The following is a 22,711-nucleotide window of genomic DNA, read 5'->3' as shown; positions in this document are numbered from 1 at the left end:
ATTGGCGGCGCATCAGGGTAGAGTCCAGACCGCGGTCTTCTTGACCTCGAGGTCCTCCAGCTCGCGTGTCGTCGGCACCTGGTATTCGGCCAGCTTCGTCAGCCCCTCGCGCGGGAAGTAGCTGCGGCCGGGGTCGCCGATCAGGACCGTGGCGCCGGCGTCGCGGGCGGCGCCCAGCCAGGCCATCACCCGGTCGGCCAGCGGCTTCTCGTAGCAGATGTCGCCCGCCAGGATGACCTGCGCCCAGGCGGGGGGCGGGACGTCCAGCAGGTCGGCGTCGGTGAAGTCGACGGCGACGCCGTTCGCCGCGGCGTTCAGCGCCAGCGCCGCGCCGCAGAAGGGATCGATGTCGGCCGCCAGGACCCGTGCGGCGCCGGCCCGCGCCGCGGCGACGCCCACGATCCCCGAGCCCGAGGCGAAGTCGACGACGCCCCGGCCGCCCACGACCTCGGGACGGTCCAGCACGTAGCGCGCCAGAGCCTGGCCCCCCGCCCAGGCGAAGGCCCAGAACGGCGGCGGCAGGCCGATCTCCTCCAGAGCCTCCTCGGTAAGCCGCCAGATGGGCGTGACCTCGTCGGCCAGATGCAGGACCAGCTCGGGCGTGTGCGGCGGACGCTGGAGCCGGGTGTTGTCGAGGATGAACTGCCGCCGGTCGGTGATCATGGCGCCTCTGTAGCGGAGGGCCTAGGGTGGGCGCCATGCTCGCCGCCGATCCCGCCGCCGTCGAACAGCGCGTTCGCGACCTTTGCCTCGCCCTGCCCGAGACGGGCGAGCGGATCAGCCACGGCATCCCGGCCTTCGACGTGGCGGGCAAGATGTTCGCCTACTTCCGGCACGACCATCACGGCGACGGCATGACGGCGGTCTGCGTCAAGACCACCGGCCGCGACGAGCAGGAGATGCTGTGGGAGGCCGACCCGCAGACCTACGGCAAGCCCGCCTACCTCTGGCCGTCGGGTTGGGTGGCGGTGAGCCTCGCCGACGAGGTCGTGGACTGGGCGCTGGTCGAGGCGCGGCTCCGGTCGAGCTGGGCGCTGGCGGCGCCGAAGCGGCTGGCGGCCCGCCTTCCCTGAGCCGGCCTCTCTGAGCCGGCCCTACTGAAGCGCCCGGATGGCGCCCTGCTCCACGCCGCGCGCCTCGGGAGTCGGGCCGCGGCCGGCGTCCTGGCGCGCCGGCTTGGACGAGGCCATGCGCAGCACGTCCCAGTAGCCGGGCGCCGTCAGCATTCCGGGCAACACGTCCTTGCGCCGCAGCAGGCGGTGCGCGCGGGGCAGGTTGTAGCAGGGCACATGCATGAACATGTGATGCTCGCAGTGGTAGTTCACGTAGTAGGGCGCCAGGAACGCCCGGGCGATCCAGCCGGCGCGGGTGGTGCGGGCGTGACGCAGGGGGTCGGGCTCGTCCTTGGCCACGCAGGCGTGCTCGGCGATGTTGCGAAGCCGGGTGATCAGCGGCAGCCACGTGGCCGACGGCAGCCACCACAGCACGAACCACGCCCACCAGTATCCGAACGGCGCCGTGGCCGCGATCGTCACGGCGGCGCCGATGAAGAAGCGCGGCCGATGCTTCACGAACGTCCACACGATTCCCAGGGCGCTCTCGCCCGGCTTGCGCTGGGCGATGCGCTTGAACAGCGGCGCCCAGCGCTGCTTGAAGTGGGTCTGGCCGGTCAGGTCGCGGAAGATCTTGCGGCGCAGGGACACGCGCGTGATCGGGAACGGCGCCGAGAGGCCCAGGTCGGGGTCCTCGGCTTGCTGGGCGTACTTGTGGTGGCCCAGGTGATAGGTGCGGTACGGCACGAGTCCGCCCGGCGTCAGATACTCGCCCAGCCAGTCGTTGACCTTCAGGTTCGGGTGCAGCGCGCCGTGGGCGGCGTCGTGCATCAGGATGGCGAGGCCCAGTTGCCGGCCGCCGATGATCATCACCGCCAGCGGGATGGCGATCGGGAACGCCATCGCCAGGGCGGCCGCCAGACCGATGACGATCCAGGCGTGCGCGATCAACGCCGGACCTTTCCAGGCCGACTTGTGCGCCAGCGGCGCCCATTCCTGCGGCGTGAAATAGTCCTTGGGGGCGACACGGGCGGCGGCGGCCATCAGGCGTCTCCTGAAGTCTCGGGTTTCGCCGGTTCGCGCATGACCGGGGCCGCACGCAGCAGGGCGGTCATCTCATCGACGGCCTGGGCCACGGTCGCCTCGGTGGCGCCTTCGCGCAGGGCGACGCCCAGGGCCAGGGTCCAGAAGCGGCGGGCCACCGTGGCCGGGTCCTCCGCGCTGGACCAGCCGCGCCGCTTCCGCGTGTCGGCATAGGCCCGGTCCCCCTCGGCGTGCAGCCGCTCGAAGGTGCGCTCGACCAGGGGCGAGAGGTCCTGGCGGCGGCGGGTGAGCGACAGGGCCTCGACGAACAGGGCCAGGCCGGGCGAGCCGATCACCGTCTCGACCAGTCGGCGGTTGTAGTCGGCGCCGGTGGGCGCGCCGGCCGCCGCGGCCTCGGCCTGGCGGGCTACGTACAGCACCTCGCGGCAGGCGGCCTCGACGAACAGCGCTTCCTTGGTGCGGAAGTAATAGGTGACCTGGCTGGGATAGGCGCCGGCCGCCGTCGCGATCTCGGCCACCGAAACCGCCGCCAGCCCCTTGGCCTTGAACAGCTCGACCGCCGCGTCCAGCAGGCGCGAGCGCATCCGCTTTCCCGTCTCGCGGACAGCTCTCGAGTCCCGGGAGCCGGCGTCGTCCGGCCGGACGGTCGGAAGGGGTCGAACGTTCGTCACGATGTTATTTGTATGCCATACAAGAAAAGGGCGCAAGGGGCGCCGCACGTCCGGCGCTCGCCGCCGGATGCGCCCTGCGCGGTTTGGTCGCTGGCCCGTTCCGCGATTCGCCACAGGGCGGTCACCTGACGGCCATCAAACGCCGCGAGACCCCTCCAGGCCCTGGAGTGTGTGGAGGTGCGTGATGCTTGCGGGATTGATGAGGCTGCTGGGCCTGCGCCGGGCGGCGAAGCCGAAGAAGATGCGTCTGCCGGGATGGGTCGGGCGGCGCTGACGCCCGCCTCCCGCTGAAGCCCGCCTCTCGCTGGCGCGTGCGGTCAGAGGGAGCCGGCCGCCACGGCTGCGAACAGGATGAGGCCGGCCAGGCTGTTGGACCGGAAGAGCCGTAGCGCCAGCGCCGGATCGTCCACCTTCACGCGGAGGCCCTGCAACGCCAGCAGATGGGCGGCGTAGACGGCGAGGCCCGCCCAGAACAGCGGACCCAGTCCGGCCAGGGCGCCGGCCATCGCGGCCAGGGCCGCGGCCACGGCGTAGAAGGCCATCACCGCCCCGGGCGCCGCCGCGCCCAGCCGCCGGGCCGACGACTTCACGCCGGCCAGCGCATCGTCCTCCAGGTCCTGGATGGCGTAGATGGTGTCGTAGCCCAGGGTCCAGAAGACGCCGCCGGCGTAGAGCAGGGCGGCCGACGGGGAGAGTTCGTCCGCCGCCGCCGCGAATCCCATCAGCGCGCCCCAGTTGAACGTCAGCCCCAGCCACGCCTGGGGCCACCAGGTGATCCGCTTCATGAACGGATAGGCCGCCACCAGCCCCAGCGACAGGACGCCGAGGAGCCAGCACAGGGGCGGCAGCATCAGCAGGATCGCCAGCGACGCCAGGCAGCAGCCGAGCGTGAACGCCCACGCCTGCTTCACCGTGATTCGTCCCGAAGCCACGGGCCGCGCCGCCGTCCGGGCGACCTTGGCGTCGATGTCGCGGTCGACGATGTCGTTGTAGGCGCACCCCGCCGCCCGCATCAGCCCCGCCCCCAGGAGGAACAGCAGGAGCAGGACGGGATCGGGCCATCGCCCCTGCATGGCCCCGGCCAGCGCGATCCCCTGCCAGCCGGGCAGCATCAGCAGCCAGATCCCCGCCGGCCGGTCGAACCGCCCCAGCTTCAGCCACGGCCGCAACGCCACGGGCGCCCACCGGTCCACCCAGTTGGTCGGCGCGGCGTCGGGCAGGGGGGTGTCGGATGTCGCCCTGGGCTCGGTCATCGCCGCCGGGTTGACAACGCCTCTGACATTTAGTCAATTAACTTGAAAGTTAATTAGGAAATTAGCCCGATGGAGAAGATCTTCGAGGCTCTGGCTTCGACGCCCCGGCGCAAGATCCTGGCCTATCTGTCGGAGGCCGAACTGACCGCCGGCGAGATCGCGGCGAAGTTCGAGATGAGCAAGCCCGCCATCTCCAAGCACCTTCAGATCCTGGAGAATGCAGGACTGGTGACCAGCGAGAAGAAGGGTCAGTTCGTCTGGTACGCCCTGGTCCGCGAGAACCTCGTCAACACCCTGAACGGCTTCGTCCAGAACGTCTGTCCGGTGGCCACCCCCCTGAAGAACGAGAGCGCGCAGATCAAGCGCGGACGGGAGGGATAGCGATGCGTCTGGTTCCGGGCTCCGAGCGAATTGAAGGCGAGAGCGCGGACCCGGTCTCGGGGCGGGTGCTATGGGCGCCACGGAAATCTCTCTGGATCGGGGGCATGACCGTGACGGTGTTGATCGCCGGTCCGCTGACGTTCGCGTGGGACGCGTTCGCACTCTTTCTCGTGACCACCGCTGTCACGCTCTGCGCGGGCCATTCGGTCGGAATGCACCGGCGACTGATCCACGGCGGTTTCAGGTGCCCGCTGTGGCTGGAATACCTTCTGGTCTATCTGGGCGTGCTGGTGGGCATGGCCGGGCCGATCGGGATGGTCCGGCTGCACGACCTGCGCGACTGGGCGCAGCGCCAGCCCGATTGCCATGGCTACTTCGGCCACCGCGCCGGCTTCTGGCGCGATGCCTGGTGGCAGATGCATTGCGAGCTGGCGCTGGATCGTCCGCCGGCCTTCCGGCTCGAACCGCGGCTCGCGGCGGATCGTGTCTATGCCTGGATGGAACGGACGTGGATGCTGCAGCAGCTTCCCTGGGCCGTGCTGTTCTACGCCCTGGGAGGTTGGAGTTGGGTGGTCTGGGGCGTCTGCGCGCGGGTCACGGCGAGCGTCACAGGCCATTGGCTGGTCGGCCACTATGCGCACCGCGAAGGCCCCCAGACCTACCTGGTCGAAGGCGCCTCGGTTCAGGGCCACGACGTGGTGATCGCCGGCCTGATCAGCATGGGCGAGAGCTGGCACAACAACCATCACGCCTTCCCGGGCTCGGCGAAGTTGGGCCTGTATCCTGGGCAGGCCGACCTGGGATGGGCCTTGATCAAGGCGCTGGAGCGGCTGGGCCTCGCTTGGGACATCGTCACGCCGGAGCAGCTTCCGTTCCGCCCCGGGCTGCGCCGCCTGCGTCGGAGCGGCCAGGGCTGTCCCGTGGGGCGCCAGCTGGCGCCCCGGCCATGAACCTGCGCCGACTCTTCGATCCGCAGACGCCGTGCGGGACGCTGTCATATGCGGGAGGGTGTGTCGCGGCCTACGCCAGCCAGCCGCTCTACGTGCTGTGGGCGGCGCGAGCGACGGAGCTGACCGTCGGCGACTGGGGGCTGTGGCTCCTGCCTTTTCGTCGGCTGACGCAGATTGAAGGCTTGCCGCCCGCCTTTCTGGCCGGCGGGCTGGTGCTGATGCTGGCCGTGGCCTGCGTGCTGGCGCTGCTGTCGTTCAGACGCACCGCCTCCGACGGGGCGGACGCCGGCTTGGCGGCCGTCGCGATCGTACCGGTGATCCAGTTCGCCGCCTTTGCTTGGTTTGTCCTCGCCCCGATGCTCAGGCGTCCGTCTCCGGTCTCTGCCGAGGCCTGGCGCGGCGACGGGTGGGCCGCCGTGACCCAGGCGATTCTGGCCGGGACCGGCCTGATGGTCTTCGCCGTGGCGGCGAGCACGCTCGTCTTCGGCGCCTACGGCTTTGGCCTCTTCGTCCTCTCGCCGCTCCTGGTGGGATTCGCCACCGGCTTCCTGGTCAACCGTCGGACGGAGCCGCGCAGCGCCGGCGCAACGGCCGGCTGGGTGTTCGGTGCGACGTTCATCGGGTCGGCCATGCTGATCGCCTTCGGCCTCGAAGGCGGGATCTGCATGGTGATGGCTTCGCCGATCATGGCCGGGCCGGCGATCGTCGGCGGCCTGGTGGGCCGTGAGTTCGCCATCGCCGGTCGCGCGCGGACCAAGCCCGTCGTTATGAGCCTGGCCATCATGCCCCTGGCCTTCGCCGTGGACGCAGCTATGCCGCCCGAGACCCTGCTGATCACCCATGAGACGATCGAGATCGACGCGCCGCCCTCTTTGGTCTGGGCGGCGCTGATCGACATGGGCGAGATCGGCCCCGAGCCTGCCCTGCCGTTCCGCCTGGGCTTGGCTTATCCCTTGCGCGCGGAGTTCCGTGGTGCGGGCGTGGGCGCCGAGCGGATCGGTGTCTTCTCGACCGGCGAGGCCCACGAGCGGGTGACGGCCTGGGAGCCGGGGCGGCGGTTGGCGTTCGAGGTGCTGATCCAGCCGCCGGCGATGCGCGAACTGAGTCCGCACAGGATCGTCCATGCGCCGCATGCCATCGGCTACTTCGAGACGGCTTGGACCAGCTTCGACCTGTGGCCCACGGCCTCGGGCGGGACCCGTCTCGTGGAGCGCGCCGAGCATCGCCTGCGGCTGGAGCCGGTGGCCTACTGGGCGCCCATGGCGCGTTGGGCGATCCAGGCGAACAACGCCCGCGTTCTGGACCACATCCGCCGAACGGCGGAGGCCAGTGTGGCTCGGGCGCAACCATCGCCTGCAAGCGGCGGTCTCGCCGATCCCCTTCCTTGACCGCCTCGTTCACCCCGCCTAGCCTTCAACCCTTCGAGGCCAGCAGACGAGGGAGGTCCGTCAGAATGACATCTGCCGCAAAGAACCTCTCCCGCGTGTTCCGCCTCGGGCCGCCGCCGCACCGTTAAGTCGCCCGAACCGCTTCGCCGCGGGGCCCGACAGGCTCCCGTCCCGAAGCGACGCCGCGCGCCCGACCTCCACCGCGAATACGTGGCCCGCCGAGCCCCTTCGGCCCGGCGCCTCCGCTTCACCGCCATCCGTCGACATCCGCGCCGGACCTGCGCGCGCCCTGCACGGCGCCCGGTCCGACGCCCCGTATCCGAGACCGTCATGACCGATCACTACGAGGACGAAGAAGAGACCCGCGAGCGCCAGCTCTCGAACCGCAAGGTCCTGGGGTTCATATCCACCTACTGGCGCCGCCGGCCCTGGCTGATGACCGTGACGATCGGGCTCACCCTGGTCGCCATCGGCTTCGACCTGATGCTGCCCTGGGCGGCGGGCCGGATGGTCGACGCCGTGGCCGGCGGCCCCGCCAACGCCGATCCCGCCTGGCGGGCCTGGGCGATCTTCGTGGGCGTCTACCTGGCCTTTTCCGTGATCCGGAACACCGCCATGCGGTTCCTGATCCCGTTCTCGGCCACCAACATGAAGGAGATGACCGACGACGGCTTCCGCCGGGTCCAGAGCTTCTCGTCCGACTGGCACGCCGACACCTTCGCCGGCGCCACGGTGCGGCGGCTCAGCCGGGCCATGTGGGGCTACGACACGGTCACCGACGCCGTGCTGATCTGGTTCGGTCCGGCCGCCGTCGTGCTGGGCGGGCTATGCGTGATGATGCTGGTCCGCTGGCCGGCCGTCGGCGTCTTCGCCTGCGTGGTGACGGTGCTGTACGTGCTGTCCAACATCTTCCTGACCGCGCTCTGGGCGCGGCCGGCGAACCTGCGCTCGGTGGCGCTGGACTCGCGCATCGGGGGCGCGCTGGCCGACTCCATCTCGTCCAACGCCACGGTGAAGACCTTCGGCGCCGAGGCGCGCGAGGAGGGGCGGATCGCGAGCGTCACCGAGATGTGGCGCAAGGCCACCATGAAGACCTGGGGCCGGTTCACAGACCTGTGGCTGCTCCACAACCTGATGCTGGTGGCGCTCCAGGCGGGCCTCACCGGCCTGCTGCTGCGCGAGTGGGTCCAGGGCCGTGCGACCGTGGGCGACATCACCTTCGCGGTGACGGCCTTCATGCTGATGAGCGGCTACCTGCGCAACATCGGCGAGAACATCCGCATGGCGCAGAAGGGGATGGACGACATCGAGGACGTGGCCCGTTATGCGCAGACCGCGCCCCAGGTGCTGGACCGGCCGGCCGCGCCCGCCTTCCGGGCCGACCTGGGCGAGATCGTCTTCGACCGGGTGACCTTCGCCTACAAGTCGGCGGCGGGGCCGCTCTACGACCGCTTCACCCTGCGCATCGCGCCGGGCGAGCGGGTGGCGCTGGTCGGGCCGACGGGCTCGGGCAAGTCCACCTTCGTGAAGCTGATCCAGCGGCTGTACGACATCCAGGCGGGCGCGATCCTGATCGACGGCCAGGACATCTCCACCGTGAGCCAGGGGTCCCTGCGGCGCGCCATCGCCGTTGTGCCCCAGGATCCGGCGCTGTTCCACCGGTCGCTGGCCGACAACATCAGCTACGCCCGGCCGGACGCCACGACGGACGAGATCGTGCTGGCCGCCCGCCGGGCGCGCGCCCACGACTTCATCGGCCGCCTGCCCCTGGGCTACGACACCCTGGTCGGCGAGCGGGGCGTGAAGCTGTCGGGCGGCGAGCGGCAGCGGGTGGCCATCGCCCGCGCCTTCCTGGCCGATGCGCCGATCCTGGTGCTGGACGAGGCGACCAGCTCGCTGGACGTCGAGACCGAGCGGCAGGTGCAGGCGGCGATGGAGGAGCTGATGACGGGCCGCACCACCATCGTCATCGCCCACCGCCTGTCGACCATACGCGGCGCCGACCGCATCCTGGTGTTCGACGAGGGCCGCATCGTCGAGGAAGGCCGCCACGCCGACCTCGTCACGCGCGGCGGCCCCTACGCCCGGCTGCACGCGGTGACGGAGGGGGTGGGCTAAGGCCGCTACGCCCCCTCCGTCCCGGCCTTGCAGGCCGAGCCACCTCCCCCGCGATGCGGGGAAGGAGCTTGAAATGTCGGCTCACTTCAGGTCCTCCCCCGCAAGGCGGGGGAGGTGGCTGGCGGCGAAGCCGTCAGACGGAGGGGGCGCGAGGCCGCGACCCGAGACGTTCGCGGGCCATCTCCAGCATCCACCCCGCGACCGCCTCGGGGTCGTCGAGCGCCGAAGCGGCGGGGATTCTCACGACCTCGATCCCGCGCGATCGCAGGAAGGCGTCGCGCCTCTCGTCGCGGGCCGGTCGATCGCCGAACCCGTGGCCCTGGCCATCGATTTCGACACAGAGGCGAGCGGCGGCGCAGTAGAAATCCAGGATGTAGGGGTGAATGGGGTGCTGCCGGCGATAGGCCGGCCGGCCGGGTCCGCGGCCTCGGATACGTGTCCAGATCAGCGTCTCCGGCAGGCTGAGGCCCCGGCGGAGCTTCCTGGCGAAGGCGTGCGTCGGGGTGGGCGATCTCATGATCCGGCGCGGCCGCCTTGCGCCCCCTCCGTCCGGCGACGCTGTCGCCGGCCACCTCCCCCGCGATACGGTGGAGGAACCAGGATCAACGACACATTCAGGTTCTCCCCCGCATGGCGGGGGAGGTGGATCGCGCGGAACGGGCGAGACGGAGGGGGCGCAAGGCAGGCGCTCATAGCGTCGCCCCCAGCCGCTCCGCCCCCAGCCGCTCCGCCCCCAGCCGCTCCGCCAGGTCGCCGCGGGGCTTCACCTCCACGCGCTCCAGGCCCAGCCATCCGGCCATGCGCTTCAGCTCGTGCGCCAGCCGCGCGGGCGTCTCGGGCGTGGCCCAGGGCTCGGCGTGGGCGGACTGGACGAGGAGCGCGCCGGCCTTTCGGTCGGCCTTCAGATCGACCCGGGCGGTGATGGCGTCGTCTTCCAGGAAGGGCAGGACGTAATAGCCGTGGGTGCGCTTCTCGGCCGGGGTGTAGATTTCGAGCCGCACGCGGACGCCGAACATCCGCTCGGTCCGTTCGCGGAACCAGATCAGGTTGTCGAAGGGCGAGAGCAGGGCCGCGGCCTCGATGCGGCGCGGCCGCCGCGCCGCCGGATGCAGGAACGCGGGCTCGCGCCAGCCCTTCACCGCGACCGGGACCAGGGCGCCGGCCTCCACCATCTCATGCAGGCGCGAGCGCGTGTCGGCCACGCCCATGCGGAAATAGTCGCGCAGGTCGCGCTCGGTGGCGACCCCCAGGGCGCGCGCCGCGATGTCCAGCAGGCCGCGCTGGGCCACGTCGCGGGGCGGGGTGGGCGTCTCCCGGACGGCTCTGGGCAACACCTTGTCGGGCAGGCCGTAGACCCGTTCGAACGTGCCCCGGCGGGTGGCGGTGGTCAGTTCGCCGGCCCAGAACAGGCCCTCCAGCGCCCGCTTGCCCTCGCTCCAGCCCCACCATCCGCCTTCGCCCCTGTGGCCCAGGTCGAGTTCCGAGGCGGCCAGCGGCCCACGCGCGGCGATCTCGCCCAGCGCGCGGTCCACGAAGTCCCGCCGCTCGCGCAGGAAGCGGCCGATCCCCTTCCAGACGCCCACCCCCTCGCGCGCGTCGTCCATGCGCCAGCGCAGCAGCGGCTGGGTGGAGAGCGGCAGCAGCGACGCCTCGTGCGCCCAGTATTCGAACAGCGGCCGCTTCCGGCCCCAGGCGATCTCCTCCAGCAGCTCGCGCGGATAGGCGCCCAGCCGCGAGAAGGCCGGCAGGTAGTGGGTGCGGGAGACGACGTTGACCGAGTCGATCTGGATCACGCCCAGCCGCTCGACCAGGCGCGTCAGACGCCGCCGGTCCACCGGCGACGCGCGGTCGCCCCCCAAGCCCCTGTCGCCGAAGCCCCTGTCGCCGAACCCCTGCGCGGCCAGGGCGATGCGACGGGCCTCGGCCGCGGTCAGGATGGTGCGGGCCATGGGTCTCCGAGGGGAATAGCGCCGACGTCGCCGCTCAGTTTACGTCATGAACAAAAAAAGAACAACGAACGTAAATACAGGGTTAAGAGACAGGCTTAACGTCTCGGCGGGCGTGCGCACGAAACCGGAACATTCGTCTCAGATCCCCACGTGATCCGAAATGCGCGACGCGGCCGTCTGCGGATCGGTTTCCCCGGTGTCGATCACCAGTTCGGCCGGCAGGTCGCGATAGGTCTGGCGACCGTCGGCCCGCAGGCGCCGCAGCAGTTCGAGGTCGGTGAGCTTGCCCGTGCCCCTGCGCGACGGCGCGTCGATGCGGGCCTCCTGGATCTCCGGGGACGCGGTGAGCCGGACGAACCGGATGCGGCCGCCGTGGGGCGCGAGGCGATGGGCGATGGCCTCGGGAAACCCCTCCGAGACCGTGTCCTCGGGCGCGAAGGTGAAGATCAGCGAGGTTCCTTCGCGGGCCGCGGCCTCGAACACGTCCAGCCACATCCGCTCGCGCAGCGTCACGAACGCCGGGCTGCCGAACGGAAAGACCGACAGCAGCGCGTCCACCACGAGGTGGTTGTGGAACAGGGCCAGGCCCGTCCGGGCGGCCAGGGCGCGGCCGACGGTCAGCTTGCCGACCGCTGCGGGACCGTGGACGAAGATGATCTGCACGGCCCGCGCTCAGGGCTCCAGCCGGCCGTCCGCGAGAGCCGAGGGTTCGAAGCCGAACACCACCTTCGGGTCCGGCGGATCGATCTTGTCGGCGATCTCCGGCGGGGCCAGGACCTTCAGCAGGTGGCGCACGATGTTGGCGCGGGCGGTCTTCTTGTCGTCGGTGTGCACGACGGTCCACGGCGCCTCGGCGGTGTGGGTGCGCTTCAGCATCTCGTCGCGGGCGGCGGAATAGTCGCCCCACTTCTCCTGGGCGACCGCGTCCAGGGCGCTGACCTTCAGGGCTTTCAGCGGATCGGTGGTGCGGGCCTTCAGCCGCTTGGCCTGCTCGTCCCGGGAGATGTCCAGCCACAGCTTGACGATCTGCACGCCGGAATGGGTCAGCATCTGCTCGAAGACCGGGACGTCGCGCAGGAACGTCTCCTGCTCGTCGGGCGTGGAGAAGCCCATCACGCGCTCGACCCCGGCGCGATTGTACCAGGAGCGGTTCAGGATCACGAGTTCGCCGGCGGCCGGCAGGTGCTCCACATAGCGCTGGAAGTACCACTGCGTCCGTTCCCGGTCGTTCGGCTTGGGCAGCGCCACCACCCGCGTCGCGCGGATCGACAGGTGCTCGACGATGCGCTTGATCGCCCCGTCCTTGCCCGCCGTGTCGCGGCCCTCGAAGATCACCAGGTCGCGCTCGCCCGCCTGGATCGCATGTTGCTGGAAGCGGACCAGGGCGAGCTGGAGGGCTTCGATGTCGTCGTCGTCTTTGGCCATGACGCCACCATGCGCCGGAACGTAAGGAAGGGACAATGATCCGACTGCACGTTCCCCACGATCTCTCGGCCGATGCGCCTCTGGAGCTGGACGAGGGCCAGAGCCGCTATCTGGCGGCGGTGATGCGGCTGTCGGTCGGCGACGCCGTGGCCGTCTTCAACGGCCGCGACGGTGAATGGCGCGCGGTCGTCGAGGCCGTGGGCAAGCGCGCCGTGCGCCTGCGCGCGGAGGCCCTGGCCCGGCCGCAGGCGCACGGTCCGGATCTCGATCTGGTCGTCGCGCTCGTGAAGCGCGCGCGGCTGGAGACCATCGTCGAAAAGGCGGCCGAGCTGGGCGCGCGGCGCGTCCGGCCTGTGATCACCGAGCGGACCAACGCCGATCACACCCGCGTGGACCGCCTTCGGGCCATCGCCGTCGAGGCCTCGGAACAGACCGGCCGCCTCGATGTGCCCCAGGTCGCCGACCCCGTGAAGCTGGACCGCCTCCTGGCGGGCTGGGCCTCGGGCGACGAAGGCGGCCGGCGCCTGCTGTTCTGCGACGAGGCCGGCGACGCCCGGCCGGTCCTGGAGGCGGTGGCGGAGGGCGCGGGACAGCCCTGGGCCGTCCTGATCGGGCCGGAGGGCGGCTTCTCGCCGCGTGAGCGCGAGGGGCTGCGGGCGGCGCCGTTCACCACGCCGGCCACTCTGGGGCCGCGCATCCTGCGGGCCGACACCGCCGCCATCACCGCGCTGGCGCTCTGGCAGGCGGCGGCGGGCGACTGGCGATGACCTCGGGACGCCGCCGCCGCCGGAACGATCTTCCGATGGGGCGGTGGGCTTGAGCGGCGCGGAATTGCGCCCACCTATCCTGACGGCGTAAAGACGCGGTCGGTCGGGGGATGCATCTCCCCGGGATCGGGACGGCGTTGGCCGCGGAGGATATGCATGGCCGAGGCCGCCTGCGACGATAGACCCCTGGTCTTCGAGGATCTGGTGCGCTGGATGGCCGAGGGGGCCAAGCCGGCCAGCCAGTGGCGGGTCGGCGCCGAGCACGAGAAGTTCGTCTTCCGCCTCGCCGACCATTCGCCGGTCCCCTACGAGCCACAGGGTATCAAGGCGCTGCTGGACGGGCTCACGCGATTCGGCTGGGCGCCGGTGTACGAGGGCGAGAACGTCATCGCGCTCGAGCGCGGAGGCGCCAATGTCAGCCTGGAGCCGGGCGGCCAGTTCGAGCTGTCGGGCGCGCCGCTCGAGACCGTTCACGACATCTGCGAGGAGACCGGCCAGCACCTGGAAGAGGTGAAGGCCGTCGCCGACGAACTGGGGCTGGGGTTCCTGGGCCTGGGCTTCACGCCCAACTGGACCCGCGAGCAGATCCCGGTGATGCCCAAGGGCCGGTACGCCATCATGCGCCGCTACATGCCCAAGGTGGGCGGCCTGGGCCTCGACATGATGTTCCGCACCTGCACGGTGCAGGCGAACCTCGACTTCGCCGACGAAGCCGACATGGTGGCGAAGTTCCGCACGTCGCTGGCCCTGCAGCCCCTGGCCACGGCGCTGTTCGCCAACTCGCCGTTCGTCGAGGGCCGGCCGTCGGGCCTGGTCTCCAGCCGCGCCAACGTCTGGACCGACACCGATCCCGACCGCACGGGGATGCTGGACTTCGTGTTCCGCGACGGCTTCGGCTTCGAAACCTACGCCCGCTATGCGCTGGACGTGCCGATGTATTTCGTGAAGCGCGGCGACCGCTACATCGACGTGGCCGGGCGTTCGTTCCGCGACTTCATGGACGGCCGGCTGCCCGAGCTTCCCGGCGAGCGGCCGACGATCAAGGACTGGGCCGACCACACCACCACCATCTTCCCCGAGGTGCGTCTCAAGAAGTACCTGGAGATGCGCGGCGCCGACTCCGGCCCCTGGAGTCGCCTCTGCGCGCTGCCGGCGCTCTGGATGGGCGTGCTCTACGACGGGGCCGCGCTCTCCGCCGCCTGGGACCTCTGCAAGGACTGGGCGATCGAGGATCACGAGCGGCTGCGCGCCGACGTGGCCCGGCGGGGCCTCAGGGCCGAGATCGCCGGACGCACCGTCCGGGACGTGGCCGTCGACCTGCTCGCCATCGCCAAGCAGGGCCTGAAGAACCGCAACCGCCTCTCCGGCGGCATGGTGGACGAGAGCGGCTATCTGGCCGAACTCGAACACATCGCCGAGACGGGCGTGACGCCGGCCGAGCGCCTGCTCGAGTTGTACGAGACCCGCTGGGGCGGCGACGTCGATCGGGTGTTCGAGGACTTCGCCTATTGAGTTCCTCGTCGACGCGCCCATTCCGTTCAGCCGACGGCTTGACGATGAGCGCGCGCTCCGGCGAGGTTCGCCCCCGAACGGTCGCGGCCGCGTGAGGACTGAAATGCCCGTCAAGCTGCCGAAGTACGCCCACTGGGTCGCCGAGCGCCGTTTCCTGGTGGACGCGGCGAGCGTGCCGGCGCTCGATCCCGGCCGCGCGCGCCGGATCGAGGACCTGTACGTGGACGGCGGCCGCCTCCGGCTCCGGCGCACGACCGATCTGGCCACCGGCGAGATGACCTACAAGCTCGCCAAGAAGTACGCGCCCGACAACCCGCTGATCGGCCCGATGACCAACCTCTACCTCTCGGCCGAGGAGTACGAGGTCCTGAGCGTCCTTCCGGGCAAGAGGCTGTCCAAGCTGCGCCACAAGGTCGGCGCCTTCACCATCGACGTGTTCGAAGGCGCCCTCGAAGGTTTGCTGACCGCCGAGTGCGAAGCGACCAATCGCATGGCCGCGATGAAGTTCGACGTGCCCCGGTGGTGCGTCCGCGAAGTCACGGACGAGGTCGAGTACACCGGCGCCCGCCTGGCGCTGGCCACGTCGGCCGACACCCTCAAGGGCTGAGCCGGAGGCCGGGCGGCCCGCTCTACCGTCCGCCGCCGTCGAGTCCCGGCGTCTCCACGTTGGCCGGCCAGTGCTCGCGTTGCGAGCGGCCGTCGCCGGCGTCGGTGTGCTGGACGATGGCGTCCACGTCGGTCTCGCGGTGATGCGGATTGACCGCGGCGTCGTCCACCGCGTGCAGCTCCACCTGATCGGGATAGAACGCGAGGCGTCCTGCGATGGGCGCGACGTGGTCGTAGGGCGTCTCGTAGGTCCAGACCGCGTTCTCGGCGATCCGCCCGTCCCGCGCGATGGTGTAGTAGGCGGCGTCGCCCTTGTGGGGGCAGTGGGTGCGGCGGTCGGTGCGCGACAGGAACACCATCTCGACGTCCTCGCGCGGGAAGTAGATCACCGGCGGATAGGCCTTCTCGTTCAGGACCAGGGCGTCGGCCGAGTCGGCGATCACATGCCCGCCGAAGACGGCCCGCCAGCGGGTCGTCGCCGGCGCCACCGTGATCGGATGGTTCGGGTCGGGCTTGGTCATGGGCGGCTCCTTTCGGGCGTCTCGGCGGGGCGGCTCGTCATCCGGCCAAACGCGCGGGATCGCCGGAGGCTGCAATCCTATGCGTTCGCGCCCGCCCCTGTCAGGTCCGCATCGCCGGGCGCAGGTTTGCTTGTGCTGGCCGTTTCCGCGTGATTTTCTCGCGCCGGAATTCGCGGGGCGGGCAAAGTCCGCCATCCGCCAGCATGAGCCCAGGGAAACCGGAACCCCCTCGACATGACGATCTTCCTCATCGGCCTCGTGGTGACGCTGGTCACCGGCGCGCCCGTGCTCATGCAGTTGCTGCGCAACCACCCGCGCGGGCTGATCATCCTGTTCTTCGCCGAGATGTGGGAGCGGTTCTCCTACTACGGGATGCGCGGCATCCTGATCTTCTACCTGACCCAGCACCTGCTGTTCGACGACGGCAAGGCGGGCGCGCAGTACGGCTCCTACACCTCGCTCGTGTACCTGCTGCCGCTGATCGGCGGCCTGCTGGCCGACCGCTACCTGGGCACGCGCAAGGCCGTCGCCTTCGGCGCCATCCTGCTGGTGGCCGGGCATCTCACGATGGCCGTCGAGGGCGAGCCGACGAAACAGACCCTGGTCTACGCGGGCCAGAGCTATCCGGTCGCGGTCGAGGGCCGGATGGAGGCGCGGCAGGTCCGGCTGATGGTCGCCGACCAGCCCTACGAGTTCGCCGCCACCCCCGCGGGCGGCCTGGCGATCAAGGGCCTGCCGGCCGACGCGCCGCTGCCGGCCGAACTGCCCGCGGGCCAGTACGAACTGAAGAAGCAGATCGACCCCCTGGGCCAGAACGCCTTCTATCTCGCCGTCTCGCTCATCATCATGGGCGTCGGCTTCCTGAAGCCCAACATCTCCACCATCGTCGGCCAGCTCTATCCCCAGGGCGACCCGCGGCGGGATTCGGGGTTCACCCTCTACTACTACGGCATCAACCTGGGGGCCTTCTGGGCCTCGGTGCTCTGCGCCTGGCTGGGGCTGGAGTTCGGCTGGTGGGCGGGCTTCGGCCTTGCGGGCGTCGGCATGGCCGCCGGCCTCGTCGTCTTCATCCTCGGCAAGCCCCTGCTGGAGGGCAAGGGCGAGCCGCCGGACCCCGAGCTGCTGAAGGCCAGGGTCGCCGGCCCGCTCAGCCGCGAGAGCCTGATCTACCTGGGCGGCCTGCTGGGCGTGATCCCGGTCTGGTTCCTGGTCCAGCGCAACGACATCGTAGGCGTGGCGCTGATCGCCTCAACGGTCGCCGCCCTGGGCTTCGTCGTCTGGTTCCTGACCACCATCAGCAAGGTCGAGCGCGAGCGGATGATGCTGGCGCTGGTGCTGATCTTCGGCTCGGTGGTCTTCTTCACCCTGTTCGAGCAGGCCGGCACCTCGCTCAACCTGTTCGCGGCGCGCAACGTCGACCTGGGACCGGTCACGGCCGGCCAGACCCAGTCGTTCAACGCCGGCTTCATCCTGATCTTCGCACCGATCTTCGCGGCGATGTGGGCGTGGCTGGGCCGGCGCGGGCGCAGCCTGAACCCCACGCTCACCTTCGGCCTGGGCCTGATCCAGGTGGGGCTGGGCTTCCTGGTGGTGGTCTGGGGCCAGGGTCTGGCGGTCGACTACCGGATGCCGCTGTTCATGCTGGCGCTGCTCTACCTGCTGCACACCACGGGCGAATTGTTCCTCTCGCCGGTGGGCCTGTCGCAGATCACCAAGCTCAGCGTCGCCAAGGTGGTGTCGTTCATGATGGCGGTCTGGTTCCTGGCCTCGTCCATCGCCCAGTACGTTGGCGGCCTGATCGCCGGCGCCATGGGGACCGAGACGGTGGGTGGCCAGGTGCTGGACAACGCGGCGGCCTTCGCCACCTCGATGGACGGCTTCAACAAGCTGGGCTGGGCGGGTGTCGGCTGCGGCGTGGCGTTCGTGGCGTTGAGCTTCCTGATCAAGCACTGGGCCCACGGCGCCGACGGCGCGACCCCGATCGAGGCGGCGCCGGACGGCGGGCCCCAGACTGGGAAGTCCTGACTGGGAAGTCCTGAGTGGGAAGTCCTGACCGCGTCTCTCAGGCTCCGAAGGTCTTGCGGATGCGGACGTAGTACATGCGGCCGAACTGGTAGTCCCGGTCCTCGATCCGCACGGGCGCCTCGCCCGCCGACCGCGCGCCGTCGAACACCTGCCGGGTGCGGCGCAGGCCACGGCTGGTCACGTTGGGGATCTCGGCCCGCACCGTCAGGTCGGTCTGCGCCCGCCATTCGACGAAAGGCCGGACATAGGTCTTCAGCTTGGTCGTATCGATCGAGTTGAAGCGGTAGGAGGTCTGCCGCCAGCCGCCGAAGGCGTCGACGCCCCAGGTCATCCGCAGGGTCGGTACGTCCTGGGTGAACGAGGCTTCCCACTCCAGGGGGCGCAGGTTGGAGATCTCGCGCGCCTCCCCCGTCGTGGGGTCCGCCACCTCGGAGTCGCGCCAGGTGACCTGGCCCCGGACCTGTCCGCCGCGGATCTTCAGCCGGTCCAGCGGCAGGGTCAGGTTGGCCACCCACTCGTCCTTCGTCCCAGAGCCGATATTGGCCGGCGCGTCGAAGGCGCCCGAGGGGTCCGGTCCGCGGTCGATCGCGTCGCGCAGGGCGAAATGGCGATAGGTCAGCACCACCGCCGCATCGCCCCAGAACCGCTGCTCCAGCGACACCTCGCTCACCCAGGCCTGCTGGGGCTCGATGTCGGGATTCCCCGACGTCACGCCTGTGCCGGTGAAGTTGGCCGAGGCGACCACGTCGTCGAAGTTGAGCTGGCCCACCTCGCGCTCGATGCGCAGGCGAACCTGGGTGGAAGGCCGCGGCGCCCAGGTCGCCGAGGCCCTAGGCTTGACGAAGTGCAGTGTCTTGTCGAGCACCGTGTCGCCGCGCGACGAGATGCGCGAGGCCTCGTAGCGCAGACCGGTCTCGACCGTCCATTCCGCCGTGGGTTTCCAGGTCGCCCGCGTGAAGGCCTGGCGGCGCGTCTCCTGCACCCGCACATTGCCCGAGGGCACCGCCACCGGCGCGCCGTTCACCGTCAGCAGGGTCTGGCTGTGCAGCCGGTTGCGGGCGATCTCGCCGCCGCCCTCCAGCGACAGCGCGTCCGTCAGGCGATGGCGCAGGACGCCGCGGGCGATCGATTCCTCGGTCTCGCGCTCGATGCCGAAGTGGTTGCGCGTCGCGGGGCTTTCGAAGCGGGACGTGATCTCCCGGTCGCGGGTCTGGTGCAGGCCCACCAGCTCCAGCCCGCTGCGCGCGCCCAGGTCGCGGGCGAAGCGGCCGCCGATCTCGTTCTCGAAGGTTCGATAGGTCTCGTCCACCGTTTCGAGGCGCGGGGCGGGAAAGGTGACGATGTCGTCGATCTCCACCTTGAACTTGTCGCCGAAGTGGCGGGCGTTGAGGCGGGCGCTGCCGCCGGCCACCGGTTGTTCGTAGGCGCCCGTGACGGTGTAGTTGCCGCCGTCCCCCTCGGTCTCGAGCCGGGCCTGCCGGAGCACCGTCCCGTCCGGCCTCACATGCACGCCGGGACCGTCGCCCAGGCCGTCGTCGACGCCGAACCCGAAGCGGGCCGAACCTTCCCACTTGCGCCGGCCCTCGCCGCCCGAAAGCTCCAGCCGCATCCCGTAGGGCGCGCGCCCGTCGTAGATCCGGTTCACCGCCGCCTGGACCACGCCCTGGACCCCTGCGCCGGGCTTCCGGACGACGTTGGCGATCACGGTGCGGCCCTGCATGTCGATCCCCGGCGCGCCGCCCCGGATCAGATCGATGCGCTCCACCTGGTTGGCCGGCACGCGGCGCAGCAGTTCCTCGAGATTGTCGGTCTTGCTGGTCGGCCGCTGACCGTCGATCAGGACGTTGCCGCCGCCGCCCTCGAACCCGCGGATGGCGTCGCCGTTCGTGAAGGCGAAGCCGGGCAGGCGCTGGATCATCTCGAACGCATTGGCCGGCTGCTGGGCGGCGAAGAACGCGGGGGGATAGCCGATCACCCCCTCCTGCGGCGCCGCGGCGGCCTCCGGCGCGGCGACGGCGGCCGCGGCCTGCGCGAGCAGCGACATGATCGGCATTCGGTGTCTTCCCCCCATTCGTGGGGCGAGACGTGGCGCGGCGGCTCGGATCGGGCGAGTTAAATGGATGTAAGGTGGATTAAATCGGGGACAGGTTCGTCGCCGTTCTCGACGCTGCGGCAAGATTTCCCCTGCGCCGCGTCAGCCCGCGAACAGATGCCGGCTGGGGCAGAGATCGGCGACGAGGCAGGCGTCGCATTTGGGCCGGCGCGCGACGCACGTGTAGCGGCCGTGCAGGATCAGCCAGTGGTGGGCGCGGGTCAGGTAGGGCTCGGGGACCACCGCCATCAGGTCCGCCTCGACCTTGTCGGGCGTCTTGCCTGTGGACAGGCCCAGGCGGTGCGAGACGCGGAAGACGTGGGTGTCGACGGCGATGGCCGGCTCGATCCGCAGCTCGTTCAGCACCACCGAGGCCGTCTTGCGGCCCACGCCGGGCAGGGCCTGGAGCTGCTCGCGCACCAGAGGGACCTCGCCGCCGTAGTCGGCCAGCAGGATCTCGGCCATCCGGATCACGTTCTTGGCCTTCGTGTTGTAGAGGCCGATCGACGAGATGAAGGGCTTCAGGCCGGCCTCGCCGAGCGCCAGCATCTTCGCCGGCGTATCCGCCGCGGCGAACAGCTTCGCCGTCGCCTTGTTCACCGACACGTCGGTCGCCTGGGCCGAGAGGGCGACCGCGACCACCAGGGTGTAGGGACTGTGGTAGTCCAGCTCGGTGCGCGGATCGGTCTCCTCGCGCTCGAACCGGTCGAACAGTTCGGCGATCCGGGCCTGTTCGGCCGGCTTGAGCCGCTTCCGGGGGGGCGTCTTGCGGACCGGCACGGGCGCCTCAGAGCACCAGGTCGGCGCTGACCGGGGCGTGGTCCGAGGGGCGCTCCCACGCGCGCACGTCGTCGTGGACCCGGCTGGCCGGCGCGCCCAGGCGCCAGGCGGCGTCGCGCAGGCCGGGGCTCACCAGGATGTGGTCCAGGCGCAGGCCGCGGTTCGACTGGCGGAAGTCGGCGGCCCGGTAGCTCCACCACGACGCCAGTTTCTCGGGCTCTGGGGTGGTCGAGCGGGTGAGGTCGACGAGCTGGCCCGCGGCTTCCATCGCGCGGAAGGCCTCGACCTCGACCGGCGTGTGGCTGACCACCTTCGACATGTACTTGTGGTTCCAGACGTCGAATTCGCCCGGCGCCACGTTCAGGTCGCCGACGATGGCCAGCGGGGCCTTGGGATCGCGCTGGGCCAGGTCGGCGGTCAGCTTCTCGTAGAAGTCCAGCTTGTGGTCGAACTTGGGGTTCAGCTCCCGGTCGGGCAGGTCGCCGCCGGCCGGGATGTAGAAGTTATGGATCTCGACGCCGGCCACCGTCGCCCCGACGCAGCGGGCGTGTTTCTCGCGGCAGACGTCCAGGGGCCGGGCGTCCTCCAGCGGCAGGCGCGAGGCGATGGCCACCCCGTGCCAGCCCTTCTGCCCGGCGATCTTCAGGTGCGGCAGGCCCATGTCGCGGAAGGCGTTCACGGGGAACTCGCCCTCGCGGCATTTGATCTCCTGGAGACACAGCACGTCCGGCGCCTGTTCGGCGACGAACCGGGCGGCCTGTTCGGCGCGAAGTCGGACCGAGTTCACGTTCCACGTGCAGATTCGAAGGCGCATGGCCATGTCTTACCGAATGCCGGTCGCGAGGGGGTACGCCAAATGCCGGCAAAAGAAGACCCGGACGCTGCGAAGCGTCCGGGTCGTTAGTCGTCTCTCATGCCGCCGCCGGGAGGGGATAGGTTCCGGCACGGACCCGCCAGCGCAACCGTGCGCCGACGACGTAGTGATAATATCGCCACAGTATGACAAAATGTCAAAGGACTTTATCGCTAAAGCTTGCGTGTGTCTGAAAAGGCGCACTTTCGACGCCGGCGTCAGACTTTTCCGCGTCCGGGAGCCTTAGGCCGGGGGTCTTTCAGGACGAACAGCGACCGGTCCAGGCCCGAGGCGCGCTCCAGACCCTGGAGTTGCACACGCGTAGGTCGTCCTTGAGCATCAGTAACCGCCCAGCCTGCAAGCGCAAGGGGGTTGTCGGTGAACGTCAGGGTGATCTGGCCGGCCGTTTCCTTCTTCCCGTCGCGGGCGGTGATCGAAAATCCGTCGGCGGCGCGCGCCACCCGCGTGATCGTCACGCCCCGGTCCAGGCGGATCGTGCGGGCCAGGAACAGCGACAGGGGCGTGGCCGACAGCGGATACTGGTCGAAGGTCTTCAGGCGCTTGTCCTGCACCGAGACCACCCCGCCGTCCGAAACCACCAGCAGCCCCGACGGCGGGTCGTAGGCGAAACGCGCCTTGCCGGGGCGCTTCATGAAGAGCTGGCCGGTCGTCAGGCGGCCGCGGGCGTCGGTCTGCACGAAGCGCGCCTTGGCCTCGCTCAGGCCCTCCAGATAGGCCACCGCGCGATCCACCAGCGCCTTGTCGGCGGGGGCGAGCGGGCCCTGGGCGAAGGCCGGCCCCGCCAGCGGCGAGGCGGCGAGCGGCGTGGCGGCGAGGGCGAGGGCGATGCTGCGTCGTGTCGGCTTCATGCGGTCTCCGTAGCTCGCTGAACCTGTACCGCGCCAGAACGGCGGCAATTTGGCCGATCGTACGCGCTTCGGCGAGCCGCCCGACGGCCGCGCGGCGCGCCTGTCTTGACGCCACATGACTTTTGTTCTATTTTTGTTCTCATGTCTGCGGAGATCGACCAGCTCGACGCCATGCGTGAGGCCGCGTTCGGCCTCGGGATGGGGTTTGCCCAGGCGGCCGAGGTCGAGGGCGACCTGGGCCGCAGGCTCCAGCTGTTCGAGGTCTTCAATCGCAGCTTCGCGTCCGTCCGCCTGGCCATCGCCCTGGCGATGCGCGTCCGGCGCGAGGGGCGTCTGCCCCCGCCCTCGGCGCTGGCGGAATCCGCCCGGCCCCAGCTCGAGCCCGAGGTCGAGCGCCCCGAGGCGCTGGAGCGTCCCGAGCCGCCCGAACGGATCACCTATGACGAGCGCGACCG

Annotated in this window: 23 protein-coding genes; 10 read left to right on the top strand and 13 right to left on the bottom strand. The window is 70.4% G+C overall.

The features are described 5' to 3' along the window. Positions 1 to 12: 12 nt before the first annotated feature. The gene (locus ABS78_RS21300) at positions 13 to 663 is read right to left on the bottom strand and encodes a 50S ribosomal protein L11 methyltransferase (protein WP_293384300.1); all 651 of its coding nucleotides are present in this window, start codon (positions 661 to 663) and stop codon (positions 13 to 15) included. Between the two features lie 35 nt (positions 664 to 698). Here ABS78_RS21300 and ABS78_RS21295 point away from each other — a divergent pair, with 35 nt between their 5' ends. Beyond that, the gene (locus tag ABS78_RS21295) at positions 699 to 1,073 is read left to right on the top strand and encodes an MmcQ/YjbR family DNA-binding protein (protein WP_293384350.1); all 375 of its coding nucleotides are present in this window, start codon (positions 699 to 701) and stop codon (positions 1,071 to 1,073) included. Between the two features lie 21 nt (positions 1,074 to 1,094). Here the strand turns inward: ABS78_RS21295 and ABS78_RS21290 are convergent, their stop codons facing one another. The 3 genes from ABS78_RS21290 to ubiA form a co-directional block, all read right to left on the bottom strand. Beyond that, the gene (locus tag ABS78_RS21290) at positions 1,095 to 2,096 is read right to left on the bottom strand and encodes a fatty acid desaturase family protein (protein WP_293384297.1); all 1,002 of its coding nucleotides are present in this window, start codon (positions 2,094 to 2,096) and stop codon (positions 1,095 to 1,097) included. Further along, positions 2,096 to 2,680, bottom strand: a complete 585-nt coding sequence (locus tag ABS78_RS21285) for a TetR/AcrR family transcriptional regulator C-terminal domain-containing protein (protein ID WP_293384294.1) — start codon at positions 2,678 to 2,680, stop codon at positions 2,096 to 2,098. The genes ABS78_RS21290 and ABS78_RS21285 overlap by 1 nt, the downstream gene beginning before the upstream one ends. A gap of 404 nt (positions 2,681 to 3,084) precedes the next feature. Continuing rightward, a complete protein-coding gene (gene ubiA, locus ABS78_RS21280; RefSeq protein ID WP_293384291.1) occupies positions 3,085 to 4,020 on the bottom strand; it encodes a 4-hydroxybenzoate octaprenyltransferase in 936 nt (311 codons plus the stop codon). 69 nt (positions 4,021 to 4,089) lie between these two features. Between ubiA and ABS78_RS21275 the strand changes: the two genes are divergently transcribed. The 4 genes from ABS78_RS21275 (at position 4,090) to ABS78_RS21260 (ending at position 8,857) form a co-directional block, all read left to right on the top strand. Next, positions 4,090 to 4,401: a metalloregulator ArsR/SmtB family transcription factor gene (locus ABS78_RS21275; RefSeq protein ID WP_293384288.1), complete on the top strand. Its 312-nt coding sequence runs from the start codon at positions 4,090 to 4,092 to the stop codon at positions 4,399 to 4,401. A 2-nt stretch (positions 4,402 to 4,403) separates the two neighbouring features. Next, positions 4,404 to 5,351 (top strand): acyl-CoA desaturase, encoded by a 948-nt coding sequence (locus ABS78_RS21270; RefSeq protein WP_293384285.1) that lies wholly within the window; start codon positions 4,404 to 4,406, stop codon positions 5,349 to 5,351. After that, positions 5,348 to 6,739: an SRPBCC family protein gene (locus tag ABS78_RS21265; RefSeq protein ID WP_293384282.1), complete on the top strand. Its 1,392-nt coding sequence runs from the start codon at positions 5,348 to 5,350 to the stop codon at positions 6,737 to 6,739. The genes ABS78_RS21270 and ABS78_RS21265 overlap by 4 nt, the downstream gene beginning before the upstream one ends. A gap of 330 nt (positions 6,740 to 7,069) precedes the next feature. Further along, positions 7,070 to 8,857 (top strand): ABC transporter ATP-binding protein, encoded by a 1,788-nt coding sequence (locus ABS78_RS21260; protein WP_293384279.1) that lies wholly within the window; start codon positions 7,070 to 7,072, stop codon positions 8,855 to 8,857. Between the two features lie 133 nt (positions 8,858 to 8,990). Here ABS78_RS21260 and ABS78_RS21255 read toward each other — a convergent pair whose 3' ends face one another. From ABS78_RS21255 to ppk2, 4 genes are all read right to left on the bottom strand, one after another. Beyond that, the gene (locus ABS78_RS21255) at positions 8,991 to 9,374 is read right to left on the bottom strand and encodes an endonuclease domain-containing protein (protein ID WP_293384276.1); all 384 of its coding nucleotides are present in this window, start codon (positions 9,372 to 9,374) and stop codon (positions 8,991 to 8,993) included. A gap of 172 nt (positions 9,375 to 9,546) precedes the next feature. Continuing rightward, entirely contained in the window at positions 9,547 to 10,806 is a 1,260-nt protein-coding gene (locus ABS78_RS21250; protein WP_293384273.1) for a winged helix-turn-helix domain-containing protein, read from the bottom strand. Between the two features lie 138 nt (positions 10,807 to 10,944). Next, positions 10,945 to 11,469 (bottom strand): AAA family ATPase, encoded by a 525-nt coding sequence (locus ABS78_RS21245; RefSeq protein WP_293384270.1) that lies wholly within the window; start codon positions 11,467 to 11,469, stop codon positions 10,945 to 10,947. A 9-nt stretch (positions 11,470 to 11,478) separates the two neighbouring features. Beyond that, positions 11,479 to 12,231, bottom strand: coding sequence for a polyphosphate kinase 2 (ppk2, locus tag ABS78_RS21240; protein WP_293384267.1), 753 nt, complete (start codon positions 12,229 to 12,231; stop codon positions 11,479 to 11,481). 35 nt (positions 12,232 to 12,266) lie between these two features. Between ppk2 and ABS78_RS21235 the strand changes: the two genes are divergently transcribed. The 3 genes from ABS78_RS21235 (at position 12,267) to ABS78_RS21225 (ending at position 15,117) form a co-directional block, all read left to right on the top strand. Next, positions 12,267 to 12,998, top strand: a complete 732-nt coding sequence (locus ABS78_RS21235; RefSeq protein ID WP_293384265.1) for a 16S rRNA (uracil(1498)-N(3))-methyltransferase — start codon at positions 12,267 to 12,269, stop codon at positions 12,996 to 12,998. Positions 12,999 to 13,154: 156 nt separating this feature from the next. Then, a complete protein-coding gene (locus ABS78_RS21230) occupies positions 13,155 to 14,510 on the top strand; it encodes a glutamate--cysteine ligase (RefSeq protein ID WP_293384262.1) in 1,356 nt (451 codons plus the stop codon). Positions 14,511 to 14,613: 103 nt separating this feature from the next. Continuing rightward, positions 14,614 to 15,117: a hypothetical protein gene (locus ABS78_RS21225; protein ID WP_293384259.1), complete on the top strand. Its 504-nt coding sequence runs from the start codon at positions 14,614 to 14,616 to the stop codon at positions 15,115 to 15,117. 22 nt (positions 15,118 to 15,139) lie between these two features. Here the strand turns inward: ABS78_RS21225 and ABS78_RS21220 are convergent, their stop codons facing one another. Continuing rightward, complete coding sequence (locus ABS78_RS21220) at positions 15,140 to 15,637, bottom strand: DUF427 domain-containing protein (RefSeq protein ID WP_293384256.1); 498 nt, start codon at positions 15,635 to 15,637, stop codon at positions 15,140 to 15,142. Positions 15,638 to 15,871: 234 nt separating this feature from the next. On the opposite strand from ABS78_RS21220, the gene ABS78_RS21215 reads away from it, so the two are divergent. Continuing rightward, positions 15,872 to 17,662: an oligopeptide:H+ symporter gene (locus tag ABS78_RS21215; RefSeq protein WP_293384253.1), complete on the top strand. Its 1,791-nt coding sequence runs from the start codon at positions 15,872 to 15,874 to the stop codon at positions 17,660 to 17,662. Positions 17,663 to 17,699: 37 nt separating this feature from the next. On the opposite strand, the gene ABS78_RS21210 is transcribed toward ABS78_RS21215, so the two are convergent. The 4 genes from ABS78_RS21210 to ABS78_RS21195 all read right to left on the bottom strand — a co-directional run bounded on the left by ABS78_RS21210 (position 17,700) and on the right by ABS78_RS21195 (position 22,256). Continuing rightward, positions 17,700 to 19,715: a TonB-dependent receptor gene (locus ABS78_RS21210; RefSeq protein ID WP_293384250.1), complete on the bottom strand. Its 2,016-nt coding sequence runs from the start codon at positions 19,713 to 19,715 to the stop codon at positions 17,700 to 17,702. 141 nt (positions 19,716 to 19,856) lie between these two features. Next, complete coding sequence (gene nth / locus ABS78_RS21205; protein WP_293384247.1) at positions 19,857 to 20,534, bottom strand: endonuclease III; 678 nt, start codon at positions 20,532 to 20,534, stop codon at positions 19,857 to 19,859. A gap of 7 nt (positions 20,535 to 20,541) precedes the next feature. Continuing rightward, positions 20,542 to 21,348, bottom strand: coding sequence for an exodeoxyribonuclease III (xth, locus tag ABS78_RS21200; protein WP_293384244.1), 807 nt, complete (start codon positions 21,346 to 21,348; stop codon positions 20,542 to 20,544). Positions 21,349 to 21,605: 257 nt separating this feature from the next. Beyond that, positions 21,606 to 22,256, bottom strand: a complete 651-nt coding sequence (locus ABS78_RS21195) for an outer-membrane lipoprotein carrier protein LolA (RefSeq protein WP_293384241.1) — start codon at positions 22,254 to 22,256, stop codon at positions 21,606 to 21,608. 141 nt (positions 22,257 to 22,397) lie between these two features. Between ABS78_RS21195 and ABS78_RS21190 the strand changes: the two genes are divergently transcribed. Continuing rightward, on the top strand, positions 22,398 to 22,711 hold a 314-nt coding region (locus ABS78_RS21190), incomplete at its 3' end, for a hypothetical protein (RefSeq protein WP_293384238.1).

The organism is Phenylobacterium sp. SCN 70-31 (assembly GCF_001724605.1).
Taxonomy (GTDB): Bacteria; Pseudomonadota; Alphaproteobacteria; order Caulobacterales; family Caulobacteraceae; genus Phenylobacterium.
The sequence above is the reverse complement of the archived record's forward strand: the minus strand, read 5'-3'. Positions and strand labels throughout refer to the sequence as shown.

Excerpts from the sequence above, each read along its gene's own strand:
- ABS78_RS21300 (WP_293384300.1), bottom strand. The coding sequence starts at position 663 with ATGATCACCGACCGGCGGCAGTTCATCCTCGACAACACCCGGCTCCAG.
- ABS78_RS21295 (WP_293384350.1), top strand. The coding sequence starts at position 699 with ATGCTCGCCGCCGATCCCGCCGCCGTCGAACAGCGCGTTCGCGACCTT.
- ABS78_RS21290 (WP_293384297.1), bottom strand. The coding sequence starts at position 2,096 with ATGGCCGCCGCCGCCCGTGTCGCCCCCAAGGACTATTTCACGCCGCAG.
- ABS78_RS21285 (WP_293384294.1), bottom strand. The coding sequence starts at position 2,680 with ATGCGCTCGCGCCTGCTGGACGCGGCGGTCGAGCTGTTCAAGGCCAAG.
- ubiA (WP_293384291.1), bottom strand. The coding sequence starts at position 4,020 with ATGACCGAGCCCAGGGCGACATCCGACACCCCCCTGCCCGACGCCGCG.
- ABS78_RS21275 (WP_293384288.1), top strand. The coding sequence starts at position 4,090 with ATGGAGAAGATCTTCGAGGCTCTGGCTTCGACGCCCCGGCGCAAGATC.
- ABS78_RS21270 (WP_293384285.1), top strand. The coding sequence starts at position 4,404 with ATGCGTCTGGTTCCGGGCTCCGAGCGAATTGAAGGCGAGAGCGCGGAC.
- ABS78_RS21265 (WP_293384282.1), top strand. The coding sequence starts at position 5,348 with ATGAACCTGCGCCGACTCTTCGATCCGCAGACGCCGTGCGGGACGCTG.
- ABS78_RS21260 (WP_293384279.1), top strand. The coding sequence starts at position 7,070 with ATGACCGATCACTACGAGGACGAAGAAGAGACCCGCGAGCGCCAGCTC.
- ABS78_RS21255 (WP_293384276.1), bottom strand. The coding sequence starts at position 9,374 with ATGAGATCGCCCACCCCGACGCACGCCTTCGCCAGGAAGCTCCGCCGG.
- ABS78_RS21250 (WP_293384273.1), bottom strand. The coding sequence starts at position 10,806 with ATGGCCCGCACCATCCTGACCGCGGCCGAGGCCCGTCGCATCGCCCTG.
- ppk2 (WP_293384267.1), bottom strand. The coding sequence starts at position 12,231 with ATGGCCAAAGACGACGACGACATCGAAGCCCTCCAGCTCGCCCTGGTC.
- ABS78_RS21235 (WP_293384265.1), top strand. The coding sequence starts at position 12,267 with ATGATCCGACTGCACGTTCCCCACGATCTCTCGGCCGATGCGCCTCTG.
- ABS78_RS21230 (WP_293384262.1), top strand. The coding sequence starts at position 13,155 with ATGGCCGAGGCCGCCTGCGACGATAGACCCCTGGTCTTCGAGGATCTG.
- ABS78_RS21225 (WP_293384259.1), top strand. The coding sequence starts at position 14,614 with ATGCCCGTCAAGCTGCCGAAGTACGCCCACTGGGTCGCCGAGCGCCGT.
- ABS78_RS21220 (WP_293384256.1), bottom strand. The coding sequence starts at position 15,637 with ATGACCAAGCCCGACCCGAACCATCCGATCACGGTGGCGCCGGCGACG.
- ABS78_RS21215 (WP_293384253.1), top strand. The coding sequence starts at position 15,872 with ATGACGATCTTCCTCATCGGCCTCGTGGTGACGCTGGTCACCGGCGCG.
- ABS78_RS21210 (WP_293384250.1), bottom strand. The coding sequence starts at position 19,715 with ATGCCGATCATGTCGCTGCTCGCGCAGGCCGCGGCCGCCGTCGCCGCG.
- xth (WP_293384244.1), bottom strand. The coding sequence starts at position 21,348 with ATGCGCCTTCGAATCTGCACGTGGAACGTGAACTCGGTCCGACTTCGC.
- ABS78_RS21195 (WP_293384241.1), bottom strand. The coding sequence starts at position 22,256 with ATGAAGCCGACACGACGCAGCATCGCCCTCGCCCTCGCCGCCACGCCG.